The following is an 11,847-nucleotide window of genomic DNA, read 5'->3' as shown; positions in this document are numbered from 1 at the left end:
TCTGTCCATGGACCTGGACGCACTTGTCGCCGTCCCCATCATCTTCATGGTCATCGTGGCGCCGGTGTGGATCATCGCGCACTACGTGACGAAGTGGCGGGTCGCCAAGACCCTCTCGGTGGATGACGAGCGTATGCTGTCGGACCTGTGGCACAGCGCCACCGAAATGGACAGCCGCATCCAGCAGCTTGAGAAGATTCTGGATGCGGAGGCCCCGGGCTGGAGGGCACGGCAATGACTGGTAGAGGTTCCAACCCGCCGCCCTTCCCCGGGCGGCGGCCCCCCGGCGGGAAGCCCGGCGGGCATCCTGGCGGCGGCCAGGGCGGGTACGGCGGCGGCAGCCGCTGGACCAACCCGGCGGCCGGTTCCGGTGGCGGATATGGCGGCGGCGCGTTCGGCAGCCCCAACCCCCACCGCCTGTACCGCAACCCCCGCGCCGGCAAGGTGGCCGGTGTCTGCGCCGGCGTCGCCGACTACTTCAGCGTCGACGCCTGGTTGATCCGGCTGGGCATGGTGCTGGGCCTGGTGTTCTTCTTCCCCGCCACCATCATCGCCTACATCGTCCTGGCCGTGGTGTTGAAGCCACAGCCCCAGGGCCTGTACGAAAGCAGCGAGGAAGAGGTGTTCTGGCGGTCGGTCACCACCCGCCCCGACCAGACCCTGGCCAGCCTGCGCGCCAAGTTCCGCGACCTGGACCGCGAGATCGGCGCCATGGAAAGCGCCGTCGCCTCCCGCGAGTTCGACCTGCGGCGGCAGTTCAAGGACCTGGAGAAGTAATCCCTCCAGGTCCGTGGCGGGGAAGCGGGCGCCCCCTAGGGCCCCTTCCCCAGGGCAGCCCCTCCGGGGCGATCCTCCAGGGCGATTCCCCAGGGCGATCCTCTGGGCCGTTTATTGCGGCAGCCCATCCCAATGGTTGCCAGAGGCCTGTCACCAGGCACAAAATAATCTAAGATTGCGTGATCTGGCGGGATCGGCCCGATTCCGTCGACACACCAAGTTTACCCGTTACACGACCCTCAGCAGGTGGCCTCCCCCATGTCGCCGATACTCGTCCCCCTCCTGGCGCTGTCTATTCCCATCGTGGCCATCGTCTTGCGGGCGGTGCAGAGGCTGCAGGACATCGAGGCCATAGCGCGGGCGCGCCGCGGCCAGCAGGACCAACGCTTCCGCTGTTTCGACGATCTGGAACGCCGCGTCACCCAGATGGAGCGGCACGTCACCAGCCCCGAATTCGACCTCAACCGCAAGCTGAACCAGCTGGCCCAGCGCTGATAGGACGAAGCCCCATGTCCCCTCTTCTCATTCCCATCACCGCCCTGCTGATCCCCATCGTGGCCTTGGTGACCCGTTATATGATCCGCGCCCGCGAACTTCAGGCCCAGGGCCTGTCGGACAATGCCGCTGGCGATCTGCTGGCCCGCGCCGACCGGCTGGAACAACGGGTGCAACAGTTGGAACGCCTGCTGGACGCCGAATCTCCCGGCTGGCGCGCCCGCGCCTGACACCGCCCGGACCGACATTCCCTTCGGCCTTCCAGCACCAGGAAACCACCGACCCGTGCCGCGACCCCTCCTCGCCGGGGCTGTCCTTTTGATCGCGGCTCTGGTCACGGCCGGGGGAGGAGGCTTGTTTCCCACCCAGGCCCGCGCCCAGCCCCGGACCGTCGTTTCACCGCCCTCGGCTTCCCGGCCTCTGGTCTTCGGCATCCTGGAAACGGAACAGCCGCCGCTGGTGGAGATGCGCGACGGCGTGGTGGCCGGCGGCCTGGTCAAAGCCATCGGGGATGAGATCGCCCAGCGCACCGGCTTCAAGCCGATCTACCGGGTGATGCCCCGCAACCGGTTTGAGGGCGACTTGGCCAACGGCCTGATCGACCTGGCCTGCGGCTACAGCCCCGACTGGTTGCCCAAGGTCGACCCCAGCCGGTTTTCCGTGCCGCTGCTGACCAGCCGCAGCGTGCTGGTCGTCCGCCGCGAGGATGCCGACCGCCTGCGCACACTCGGCGACCTGGCCGGCCGGCGCGTGGGCGCCATCCTGGGCTTTCACTACCCGGCGGAGGTGGAGTCGGCCTTCATCGACGGCACTTGGCAGCGCGAGGACGCGCCGACCGCCGACAGCAATTTCCGCAAGCTGCGCAACCACCGCGTGGACGCGATCCTGACCACCGACCTGGAAGCGGAGTACCGCCAGGGGGCGGGCAAAGCGGATGGGGACGGGGCGTCAATGGACGGGGCGCTGGCCGTGCTGCCGCAGCTGGTGGGCGAACACCAGGAGCGGTGCGCCAACGCGCCGTCGTCCCCCTTGTCCATGGACAGGCTGAATACCGCCGTCGACGCCATGCGCGCCGATGGTACGCTGACCCGCCTGCGCCGCGAGGCTGCCGGCCGCGCCGGCAGTTGATATCAGCGGCACGAGACGATCAATCGTGGCGCTGTAGCCCGCGACGGCGGGCGCCGGAGATTTCTGGGGAGCCGAAGGCGGACTGGAAATCGAGGACAAGCCAAGGCCACGGATGTGGCCACCCAGCCCAAGGCCACGGATGTGGCCACCCGGCGCTTGAGGGGGCATTTGAACGGTCACGTTCAAATGCCGGGCGTATGATACCAAACGGGCCGCCTCCCGGAGGAGACGGCCCGTCGTCCCTTCATGCGGGACAGCCTGTCAGAGACCGGCGGCGACCTTGAACTCGGCCTCGGTCTTCTGGCGGATTTCGTCCACCGTCACGCCGGGGGCGACCTCGGCCAGGGTCAGGCCGCTGCCGCCTTCCTTGTCGACCTGGAAGACGCCCAGGTCGGTGATGATCATGTCGACGACCCGGGTGCCGGTCAGCGGCAGGGTGCAGGCCTTCAGGATCTTGGGCTCCAGCGCGCCGGTCTTCTTGTCGACGGCGCAGTGCTCCATGACCACCACCACCTTCTTCACGCCGGCCACCAGGTCCATGGCGCCGCCCATGCCCTTGACCATCTTGCCCGGGATCATCCAGTTGGCGAGATCGCCGTTGGCGGCCACCTGCATGGCGCCCAGCACCGACAGGTCGATATGGCCGCCGCGGATCATGGCGAAGCTGTCGGCGGAGCTGAAGAAGCTGCTGTCCGGCAGTTCGGTGATGGTCTGCTTGCCGGCGTTGATCAGGTCAGGATCCTCATCCCCCTCATAGGGGAAGGGGCCCATGCCCAGCATGCCGTTCTCGCTCTGCAGCGTGACGTGCACGCCGTCGGGGATGTAGTTGGCCACCAGGGTCGGGATGCCGATGCCCAGGTTGACGTAGAAACCGTCGCGCAGCTCCTTCGCGGCGCGGGCGGCGATGTCCTCACGGGTCCATGCCATAGGTCAGCTCCTTCACGCGCGCGGACGGGTGGTGCGCTGCTCGATGCGCTTTTCGAACGTGGCGCCCTTGATGATGCGCTGGACGAAGATGCCGGGGGTGTGGATGTGGTCGGGGTCGAAGCTGCCCGGTTCCACCAGTTCCTCGACCTCGGCCACCGTGACCTTGCCGGCTGTGGCCATCATCGGGTTGAAGTTCCGCGCCGTCTTGCGATAGACGAGGTTGCCCGCCGTATCGCCCTTCCACGCCTTGACGATGGACAGATCCGCGACGATGCCGCGCTCCATCACATAGGTCTCGCCGTCGAACTCGCGCAGTTCCTTGCCCTCGGCCACCAGCGTGCCCACGCCCGTCTTGGTGAAGAAGGCGGGGATGCCGGCGCCGCCGGCGCGGATGCGCTCGGCCAGGGTGCCCTGCGGGTTGAATTCCAGCTCAAGCTCACCGGACAGGTACTGCTGGGCGAACAGCTTGTTCTCACCCACGTAGCTGCTGATCATCTTCTTGATCTGCTTGGTTTCCAGCAGCAGGCCCAGGCCGAAGCCATCCACGCCAGCGTTGTTGGAAACAACCGTCAGCCCGGTCACGCCCGAGAGGCGGATGGCCTCGATCAGGTTTTCCGGGATGCCGCACAGGCCGAAGCCGCCGGCCATGACGGTGATGTCGTTGCGCAACAGCCCGGCCAGGGCGGTTACGGCGTCGGGGTAGACCTTCTTGCTCATCGTGTCTCCGGACGGCCCCCTAGGATGTTTGAATTATGGTGCGGCCCCTCTCCCAGGCGCAATGCACCGCAGCATTGCTTACGGCCCTTAAGGGGGTTCGTCAACTTGAACGAACTTTCAAGTTGGGCAGACCTGCCCCCTGGCGGCTGCGGCTTGCAGCAGGCGCCCCAACGCGCTAGACCCTGAAGGGTCTGCCGGAATGCCGGGCCGCCCCGGGCCTGGACCCCTTGCGGCCTACCCCTTTTCCCCTGGCCTAAACGCTCCCGTGCTGGACCTCATCCTCACCACCGCCGTCGCCCTGTTCGTCACCATCGATCCGGTGGGGCTGGGGCCCATGTTCGTGGCCCTGACGGCCGGCATGGACCAGCGCTATCGCCGGCGCATGGCCATCAAGGGCACGGTGATCGCGGCCCTGATCCTGTTCTTTTTCGCCTTCGCCGGCGATCTGCTGCTGCGGGCGCTGGGCATCGGCTTCGCCGCCTTCCGCATCGCCGGCGGCGTGCTGCTGATGCTGGTGGCCATCGACATGGTGTTCGCCCGCGAAAGCGGCGTGCGCACCGCCACGGCGGATGAACGGGAAGAGGCGCGCCACCGCGCCGACATTTCCGTCTTCCCCCTGGCCATCCCGCTGATCAGCGGCCCCGGCACCATGACCACCATCGTGCTGTTCATGGGCCGCACCCAGGGCGATTTCGCCAAGCAGGCCGTGGTGCTGGGCGTCCTGGCCGGCATCCTGGCCCTGACCCTGTTCGTGCTGATCTTCGCCACCAAGGTCAGCCGCATCCTGGGCCGTACCGGCATCACCGTGCTGAACCGCGTGCTGGGGATTTTGCTGTCCGCCCTGGCCTGCCAATTCGTGATCGACGGGATTTTGGCCAGCGGGCTGATCCCCGGAAAGGGTTAGCACCATCCGCCGCGGCACCGGCCATGATCAATACCGGATTGCGCGCCCCCTTGCATTTTGTGAAAATGCAGGCATCGCCAGCACCATCGTGGAGGAGCAATCATGCCATCCATCACCGTGAGAAACGTGCCGGATGAGGTCCATCGCGCCCTTCGGGTACGCGCGGCGCAGCATGGCCGTAGCGCCGAAGCGGAAATCCGCGACATTTTGGAACGCGCCGTCAAACCAGAGAAACGCCTACAGTTGGGAGACGCGCTGGCGGCGCTTAGCCGGGACGCTGGGCTCAGCAATGATGACTTCGCCATATTTGACGCAGTTCGGGACAGAACGCCGGCGGAACCGATGACTTTCGAATGATCGTTCTGGACACGAACATCGTTTCGGAAGCGATGAAGCCGGAACCGGATCCGGCCGTCCGCGCTTGGCTGAACAACCAAGCGGCCGAGACATTGTATGTCAGCAGCGTGACCCTCGCAGAATTGTGGTTCGGCGTTGAGGCACTACCGGACGGCCGACGCAAAGCCGCACTGGCCCAAGCCTTGAGCGGGCTGCTGGCGCTATTCGAGGGGCGGGTGCTCCCCTTTGACGCCGGGGCGGCCCGACACTACGCAACGCTAGCTGCCGCAGCGCGAAAACGCGGCCTGGGTTTTCCCACACCTGATGGGTATATCGCCGCCATCGCCGCCTCGCACGGCTTTGCCGTGGCCTCACGCGATACCGCCCCATATGAGGCGGGCAGCGTAAAGGTCATCAATCCCTGGAAGGAATAAACTGATCAGCCGCAGCCGCCGCCACCCGAGCCACAGCTGGGGCCATGGCGGTGGGGGGCGGTGTCGCGGTCCAGGCCCTGGGCCGCCAGCTCGGACAGATACCGGGCCCAGCGCTCCTCGTACTCCATGCCCAGCTCGTACAGGTACTTCCAGGAGAAGATGCCGGTATCGTGGCCGTCGTCGAAGATCAGGCGGACGGCGTAGTTGCCGATGGGCTCCAGCTCCGCCACCGCGACGGCGCGCTTGCCCGGCACCGTCTGCTTCTGGTCGGGGCTGTGGCCCTGCACCTCGGCCGACGGGCTTTCCACCCGCAGGTACTCGGCCGGCAGGGTGGCGCGGGCGCCGTTGTCGAAGGTGATGACCAACTCGCGCTCCGCCCGCTTGTAGCGGATTTCGGTCGGCCAGTGCTGGGTGCCGTGGGCGTCGGTGGCGAAGGTTTCCTGGGTCATGAGTGTCAGCCTCAGTCGTCGAGGGACCGGGCCTCGTCCACCAGCATGATGGGGATGCCGTCACGGATGGGGTAGGCCAGGCGGGCCTGCTGGCTGATCAGCTCCTGGCGCTGGGCGTCGTAGCTGAGCGGCCCCTTGGTCAGGGGGCAGACCAGGATTTCCAGCAGCTTGGGATCGACCTTGGCGGTATCGGACATGGGACAGGGTCCTTAGGGAAGAAAATCAGTGGCGCGCGACGTCGCCGTCCGCCGATTCATGCACCGCCATCTGCACCAACGCCAGCAGCATCGACGCACGGCTGATGAAATCCGGCGCTTCCAGCAGCGCCTGCTTCTCGGCGGGCGTGAAGGGGCACAGCATGGCAATGGTGGCGATCAACTGCTCATCCGACGCCGCCTCCAGCGCCTGCCAGTTCACCGTCAGCGAACGGCGGGCGAAGTAGGTCTTCAGCGCGGCCATCAGCACGGCGCGGTCGAACTGCCCATCGGCGGGCAGCACGAAGTCGTCGGCGAAGGGCGACCAGTCGGCCATGACGCGGCGATAGCCGCGCATGGTCGACACCTCTTCCCGGATGCGGAAACGGCACAGGCCGCTGAGCGTGATGAGGTAGCGCCCATCGTCGGTTTCCGCGAAGGCGGTCAGCCGGCCGCAGCAGCCGACACCGGCCAGCGGCGGCTCCACGCCGCCCGCCGCCTCCGCCCCCGGTTCCATGGGCTGGATCATCCCGATCAGCCGGTCACCGGCCAGGCTGTCCTGCACCATGGCGAGGTAGCGCGGCTCGAAGATGTTGAGCGGCAGCCGGGCGCGCGGCAGGACCAGCGCCCCCGTCAGCGGGAAGACGGGGATGCTGGCCGGCAGCCGGTCGAAGCTGGGGGTGAAAGGGCTCATCACGCCGGCCACCGGCTCAGGCGAACAGGATGGACGACAGCTTGCGCCGGCCGGCGATGGCCAGCGGGTGCTTGAAGCCCAGCGCCTCGAAGAACTTCACCAGCTGCTTGCGGGCCGCCTGCTCGTTCCACTCGCGGTCGCGCTTCACGATGTCCAGCAGGTGATCCACCGCCGCCTCCTGCTGGCCGGCGGCGTACAGCGCCAGCGCCAGGTCGTAGCGCGCCTGATGGTTGTCGGGATCGGCCGCCACGGCGCGTTCCAGGTCGCCCACCGGGCCCATGTCCGCCGCCTGGCGGGCCAGGTCCATCTGGGTGCGCAGGGCCACGATCTCCGGCGCCTTGGCCAGGGCGGCCGGCGCCTGGTCCAGCATCTCCTGCGCCGTGTCCGCCTGGTCGGCGGCCAGCAGGCAGCGGATGAGGCCGGCGTAGGCGGCGGCGTTCTCCGGCTCCTCGCCCAGCACCTCGTTATAGAGGGCGGCGGCGGTCTGGGCGTCCCCCGACTCCAGCAGCTGGCCGGCCTCCTCCAGCACGGCGGCGATGTCGGCGGCACCGGGCACGCCGCCCGCCGCCTGCACCAGGCGGTCGATGAACTGCTTCACCTGGCTTTCCGGCAGGGCGCCGGTGAAGCCGTCCACCGGGCGCCCCTGGAAGAAGGCGTAGACGGCGGGAATGGACTGGATGCGCAGCTGTCCAGCGATGGCCGGGTTCTGGTCGGTGTCGATCTTGACCAGCTTCACGGCCCCCTTGGCGGCCAGCACGGCCTTTTCGATGATGGGGCCCAGGGTCTTGCAGGGGCCGCACCAGGGCGCCCAGAAGTCCACGATCACCGGCACTTCGCGCGAGGCCTCGATGACGTCGGCCATGAAGGTGCGGTCGCTGCCGTCCTTGATCAGGTTGGACTTGTCCACCGGGGCGTTGCCGCCGGGGGCGGCGCTGGTCGGAAACTGCATGGCTTCGTCATCCCTTCTGAGCCGCAGGCGCCGCCGCCCCCCTTGGGCACGGCACGGGAGCCCGCGCATAGGTCACTGAAATGAGCCCGCCTGTCCGCCGCCGCAAGGGGCATATGGGCCCCAGACGCCGACGGGGCGGGTGACCGGTCCCTTATAGCCGTCCCGGCACGGGGAAAAAAGCCACCCGATTTTTCCCTGAAAAAAGCGCTTGCATTCGATCAACACCTGCATATTATCCGCGCTCACCGCCGGGGGGCACTGACCGCAAGGGCAGAGCCGAACGTCGGGATGGAGTGCGGGCGTAGCTCAGGGGTAGAGCACAACCTTGCCAAGGTTGGGGTCGAGGGTTCGAATCCCTTCGCCCGCTCCAGTCTTCCTGGGAAAGGAAGATCAAGCGAGAAAAGGCCGGGCCGGCTGGTTCGGCCTTTCGCTTTTAGGTTAGCCTTCGGTGAAGGCGGAGAGTTGGATACGCGGGCGTAGCTCAGGGGTAGAGCACAACCTTGCCAAGGTTGGGGTCGAGGGTTCGAATCCCTTCGCCCGCTCCAGTCTCTCAAAATCATGACCGGCAAAATCCCACCAAGGCGTCCGTTCGGGCGCCTTTTGCTTTTCAGCCCTCAATAGCCTCTTTCCCATCTGGACCCCGCAGCCCACCTGGAGGCCGAGGCTGAGAGGCAGTACCTCGGCCCCAATTAAAAACCAACTGGATGGTTTGTATTTTGGTAATCGAGCTGCTATGGTTGGCGTCAGCAAGCGGGACACCCACCCCGTCATGCCGTCCCAACACAGGAGCACCGGCCCGATGATCTCCCGTTCACGTCCCGCCCCGCAGTCCCGCCGTGATCGCCTGGGCCGCCTTGGCCGAGTCGCCCTGGTCTTGGCCGCCGCCGGCACCGTAAGTGGATGCAGCGGCCTGGTGGCGCTGCCCGTCCGCACCGCCAGCGCCGTGGTCAAGGTGGTGCCGGTGGCGGGCGATATCGCCGCCAAACCCCTGGACGCCGCCGCCGATGCCATCGACTGACCCCACCCCACCGGCAGCGGCCGTGTGCGAGGGCTGCGGCGTGCGCCTGGCGGGATCCCCGTCACCGCGTGTCCCCCGGTGTCCGCGCTGCGAAAAGGCCATCGGCCCCCGGCCGCTGGCCGACGCGCTGTTCATGGTCGCGCTGGCGGTGGGCGGCACCCTGTTGGTGACGGCGGCGACCTTCACGATGACCGAGGTTTCGACAGAGCCGTCCCGCGGCGCCCTGATAGACGCCTGGCGCCGGCCCGCCACGCCGTGAGCTTCCGTCCCTAGAACAGCCGCCGCCAGTGCAGCACCACCAGGGACGCCACGATGGTGAAGATCATGACGCCGCAGACCCAAAGGAAGCCGGCGTCGTGGCCGCTCCACGGCAGGCCGCCCACGTTCATGCCGAAGATGCCGGTGATCAGGTTCACCGGCAGCAGGATGGTGGTGACGATGGACAGGACATAGAGGTTGCGGTTGGTGGCCTCGCTGAAGCGGTTGGACAGCTCGTCCTGCAACAGGCGGGCGCGTTCCTGCACCAGGTCCAGGTCCTGGCCGACGCCGTCCAGCCGGTCGATGCCCTGGCGCAGGCGGGCCTGATCCTCGATTCCGCACCAGCCGGGCAGGCGCCCCAGCGCCACGTTCAGCGCCGTGCGCTGCGGGCCCAGGTGGCGGCGCAGGCGGGCGGCGGTGCGGCGGATGCGCCCCAGCTTCTCCCCCTCATCCTCCAGCCGGTCGGCCAGCAGGGCGTCCTCGACATCGTCCACATCGTTGGCCAGCTCGCTGACCTCCGCCGCCACGGTGTCGGTCAGGTGGAACATGAGGTGGGCGATGAGGTCGATGGCGCCGGTGGGTGCCAGGCCCTGGGCGACGGCGCGGCGCAACTGGTCAACCGCCATCAGCGGCTGGCGCCGCGCGGTGATGACCAGGCGCGAATCCATGTACAGGCGCAACTGGCCCAGGCCGCCGGCCGGATCGTCGAAACGGTGGTGCAGGTCGGCCAGCACGCCGGTCAGCCCCTCGCCCACCGGTTCCAGGCGGAAATGGCTGTCCTGGCCCAGCAGCGCTTGGCGGGCGCCGCGCGGCAGGGTGGGCATGGCCTCGATCCACTGCCGCGCCCGCACATCCACCAGGTTGAAATGCAACCAGACCAGGCCGTCCGGTTCCGCCAGCGCGTCGGCGATGCGGGGCCAGGGCACGGGCGCCACTGTGCCGTTACGAACCAGGAAGCCGCAGATCAGCCCATGTTCCTCGCTGATGTCCGACGCCGCGCGCGTGCCCATGGCCCCTCCGGTAAGCGGGGCGGCACCGCCGCCGCCCGTCTCCTGTGATGCAGGGCGGGGGTGGGCAGCGTCAATGGCCTGAACTCTTACGACTTTATGACAGCAGGGCCGCGACCCTGCGACGTGTTGGCCCGCGTCGCTTCATCGCGACTCAGAACGGCTTGCCGATCACCAGGAACAGGATGCCGACCACCGCCAACACGATGAGGGCGGGGATGAAGCGGCTGAACCCCCCACGCTCGCGCGGCTGCCCGTTGGTCAGCCGGCGCAGCGCCCCGGCCTGGGCGCCGTGCAGGCCCGACAGCACCGTGACCAGGGCCAGTTTGGCCCACAGCCAGCCGGCGGACGGCAGCCAGCCGCCCTTGATCGCCAGGGTCAGGCCCAAGCCCCAGACCAGCAGGATGGCCGGCCCCGTCACCCAGCGGTGCCAGGCCCGCGCCGCGCGCCAGAAGGCGGGCGACACGGCATCGGCGCTGGGCACGAAGGCCAGCAACAGGGCCGCCGCCAGCAAACCCGCCACGAAGGTGACGGCGGCGGCGGCATGCAGCGATTCCAGCCAGAGATAGGGCATGGGTCCGGGTTCCCGATCTGAAGTTCGTCCCCTTGATACACCAGCCGCCGCCCCGCCGGAGGGGTCAGTTTGACCAAGGCGCGGCCCCGGGTCACCCCCGGGGCCGCACCGCACTTCTCCGGATTTAGGCCGGCGACTGCCGGCCCGGGCCGGTCAGGCCCGTTAGCCAAGCTGGCGCCCGGCGCATCAGACTTGCGCCAGGCCGCCATCGGCGAACAGCTCGGCACCGGCGACGAAGCTGCTGTCGCTGGAGGCCAGGAACAGGGCGGCCTTGGCGATCTCCTCCGGTTCCCCGACGCGGCCCAGCGGCACCTGGCTGGCCATGTAGTCCAGCAGGCCCTGCTGCTGGGCGGCGTCGGGGCCAGCCAGCTCCACCAGGCCCGGCGTGCGGATGGGGCCGGGGCTGAGGACGTTCACGCGGATGCCGCGTTCCTTCAGGTCCAGGGTCCAGCCGCGGGCCAAGCTGCGCACCGCCGCCTTGCTGGCGCTGTAGACGCTGAAGGCCGGCGTGCCGGTGCTGCCGGCGGTGGAGCCGGTCAGGATGACCGAGGCGCCGTCCACCAGCAGGGGCAGGGCCTTCTGCACCGTGAACAGCACGGCCTTCACGTTGCGGCCGAAGATGTCGTCGTAGTGCTCTTCCGTGATCTGGCCTAGGGGCAGCATGGTGCCGCCGCCGGCGTTGGCGAACAGCACGTCGATGCGGCCGGCCTGGGCCTTCACCTGTTCATAGAGGCGGTTCAGGTCATCCGCCTTGGCGCTGTCGGCCTGGATGCCGGTGGCATTGGGGCCGATGGTCGCCACCGCCGCCTGCAGTTCCGGCGCGCGGCGGCCGGTGATGAACACCCGGGCGCCTTCCGCGGCGAAGGCCTTGGCGGTGGCGAGGCCGATGCCGCTGGTGCCACCGGTGACGACCGCGATCTTGCCTTCGAGTTTGCGAGCCATTTCCTATGTCCTTTCAGTCTCTTGTCCATCGTCGCCCTGTTGTG

General features: G+C 68.1%; 19 protein-coding genes and 2 tRNA genes. 12 read left to right on the top strand and 9 right to left on the bottom strand.

Annotation, left to right across the window (positions count from 1 at the left end; translation table 11 throughout):
- Window positions 1-7: 7 nt before the first annotated feature.
- The 5 genes from pspB (at window position 8) to ULB03_RS05885 (ending at window position 2,400) form a co-directional block, all read left to right on the top strand.
- Window positions 8-238: an envelope stress response membrane protein PspB gene (gene pspB, locus ULB03_RS05905; protein ID WP_040845458.1), complete on the top strand. Its 231-nt coding sequence runs from the start codon at window positions 8-10 to the stop codon at window positions 236-238.
- A complete protein-coding gene (gene pspC / locus ULB03_RS05900) occupies window positions 235-777 on the top strand; it encodes an envelope stress response membrane protein PspC (RefSeq protein WP_322482318.1) in 543 nt (180 codons plus the stop codon). The genes pspB and pspC overlap by 4 nt, the downstream gene beginning before the upstream one ends.
- 258 nt (window positions 778-1,035) lie before the next feature.
- Window positions 1,036-1,272, top strand: coding sequence for a hypothetical protein (locus tag ULB03_RS05895; RefSeq protein ID WP_322482317.1), 237 nt, complete (start codon window positions 1,036-1,038; stop codon window positions 1,270-1,272).
- 14 nt (window positions 1,273-1,286) lie between these two features.
- The gene (locus tag ULB03_RS05890) at window positions 1,287-1,502 is read left to right on the top strand and encodes an envelope stress response membrane protein PspB (RefSeq protein WP_322482316.1); all 216 of its coding nucleotides are present in this window, start codon (window positions 1,287-1,289) and stop codon (window positions 1,500-1,502) included.
- A gap of 124 nt (window positions 1,503-1,626) precedes the next feature.
- The gene (locus ULB03_RS05885) at window positions 1,627-2,400 is read left to right on the top strand and encodes a substrate-binding periplasmic protein (RefSeq protein WP_322482315.1); all 774 of its coding nucleotides are present in this window, start codon (window positions 1,627-1,629) and stop codon (window positions 2,398-2,400) included.
- A gap of 261 nt (window positions 2,401-2,661) precedes the next feature.
- Here ULB03_RS05885 and ULB03_RS05880 read toward each other — a convergent pair whose 3' ends face one another.
- Window positions 2,662-3,327: a 3-oxoacid CoA-transferase subunit B gene (locus ULB03_RS05880; RefSeq protein WP_322482314.1), complete on the bottom strand. Its 666-nt coding sequence runs from the start codon at window positions 3,325-3,327 to the stop codon at window positions 2,662-2,664.
- Between the two features lie 12 nt (window positions 3,328-3,339).
- Entirely contained in the window at window positions 3,340-4,044 is a 705-nt protein-coding gene (locus ULB03_RS05875) for a CoA transferase subunit A (protein WP_145733043.1), read from the bottom strand.
- A 265-nt stretch (window positions 4,045-4,309) separates the two neighbouring features.
- Between ULB03_RS05875 and ULB03_RS05870 the strand changes: the two genes are divergently transcribed.
- The 3 genes from ULB03_RS05870 (at window position 4,310) to ULB03_RS05860 (ending at window position 5,718) form a co-directional block, all read left to right on the top strand.
- A complete protein-coding gene (locus ULB03_RS05870) occupies window positions 4,310-4,948 on the top strand; it encodes a MarC family protein (RefSeq protein WP_211102034.1) in 639 nt (212 codons plus the stop codon).
- Between the two features lie 102 nt (window positions 4,949-5,050).
- Entirely contained in the window at window positions 5,051-5,305 is a 255-nt protein-coding gene (locus ULB03_RS05865) for a FitA-like ribbon-helix-helix domain-containing protein (RefSeq protein WP_322482313.1), read from the top strand.
- Window positions 5,302-5,718 carry a type II toxin-antitoxin system VapC family toxin gene (locus ULB03_RS05860; RefSeq protein WP_322482312.1) on the top strand — a complete coding sequence of 139 codons (417 nt, stop codon included), beginning with the start codon at window positions 5,302-5,304 and terminating at the stop codon, window positions 5,716-5,718. The genes ULB03_RS05865 and ULB03_RS05860 overlap by 4 nt, the downstream gene beginning before the upstream one ends.
- Window positions 5,719-5,723: 5 nt before the next feature.
- Here the strand turns inward: ULB03_RS05860 and ULB03_RS05855 are convergent, their stop codons facing one another.
- From ULB03_RS05855 to ULB03_RS05840, 4 genes are read right to left on the bottom strand one after another with little or no spacing between them, the layout of a single operon-like run.
- Window positions 5,724-6,167: a gamma-butyrobetaine hydroxylase family protein gene (locus tag ULB03_RS05855; RefSeq protein WP_322482311.1), complete on the bottom strand. Its 444-nt coding sequence runs from the start codon at window positions 6,165-6,167 to the stop codon at window positions 5,724-5,726.
- Window positions 6,168-6,178: 11 nt separating this feature from the next.
- Entirely contained in the window at window positions 6,179-6,364 is a 186-nt protein-coding gene (locus ULB03_RS05850; protein WP_145733052.1) for a Trm112 family protein, read from the bottom strand.
- Window positions 6,365-6,389: 25 nt separating this feature from the next.
- Entirely contained in the window at window positions 6,390-7,055 is a 666-nt protein-coding gene (locus tag ULB03_RS05845) for an LON peptidase substrate-binding domain-containing protein (protein WP_145733054.1), read from the bottom strand.
- Window positions 7,056-7,071: 16 nt separating this feature from the next.
- Complete coding sequence (locus ULB03_RS05840) at window positions 7,072-8,004, bottom strand: co-chaperone YbbN (RefSeq protein ID WP_322482310.1); 933 nt, start codon at window positions 8,002-8,004, stop codon at window positions 7,072-7,074.
- A 295-nt stretch (window positions 8,005-8,299) separates the two neighbouring features.
- Between ULB03_RS05840 and ULB03_RS05835 the strand changes: the two genes are divergently transcribed.
- From ULB03_RS05835 to ULB03_RS05820, 4 genes are all read left to right on the top strand, one after another.
- A tRNA-Gly gene (locus tag ULB03_RS05835) sits at window positions 8,300-8,374 on the top strand.
- 100 nt (window positions 8,375-8,474) lie between these two features.
- Window positions 8,475-8,549 (top strand) — tRNA-Gly (locus ULB03_RS05830).
- 254 nt (window positions 8,550-8,803) lie between these two features.
- Entirely contained in the window at window positions 8,804-9,022 is a 219-nt protein-coding gene (locus ULB03_RS05825) for a DUF6726 family protein (RefSeq protein WP_322482309.1), read from the top strand.
- Window positions 9,009-9,281 carry a hypothetical protein gene (locus ULB03_RS05820; RefSeq protein ID WP_322482308.1) on the top strand — a complete coding sequence of 91 codons (273 nt, stop codon included), beginning with the start codon at window positions 9,009-9,011 and terminating at the stop codon, window positions 9,279-9,281. Before ULB03_RS05825 ends, ULB03_RS05820 begins: the two co-directional genes overlap by 14 nt.
- A gap of 10 nt (window positions 9,282-9,291) precedes the next feature.
- Here ULB03_RS05820 and ULB03_RS05815 read toward each other — a convergent pair whose 3' ends face one another.
- The 3 genes from ULB03_RS05815 to ULB03_RS05805 form a co-directional block, all read right to left on the bottom strand.
- Complete coding sequence (locus tag ULB03_RS05815; protein WP_322482307.1) at window positions 9,292-10,290, bottom strand: transporter; 999 nt, start codon at window positions 10,288-10,290, stop codon at window positions 9,292-9,294.
- A 151-nt stretch (window positions 10,291-10,441) separates the two neighbouring features.
- Window positions 10,442-10,861, bottom strand: coding sequence for a CopD family protein (locus ULB03_RS05810; RefSeq protein ID WP_322482306.1), 420 nt, complete (start codon window positions 10,859-10,861; stop codon window positions 10,442-10,444).
- Window positions 10,862-11,047: 186 nt separating this feature from the next.
- Window positions 11,048-11,803 (bottom strand): SDR family oxidoreductase, encoded by a 756-nt coding sequence (locus ULB03_RS05805; protein WP_322482305.1) that lies wholly within the window; start codon window positions 11,801-11,803, stop codon window positions 11,048-11,050.
- Window positions 11,804-11,847: the final 44 nt, after the last annotated feature.

The organism is Nitrospirillum goiasense (genome assembly GCF_034427435.1).
Taxonomy (GTDB): Bacteria; Pseudomonadota; Alphaproteobacteria; order Azospirillales; family Azospirillaceae; genus Nitrospirillum.
Note: the sequence above shows the minus strand (reverse complement) of the source record. Positions and strands in the feature narration are given on the sequence as shown.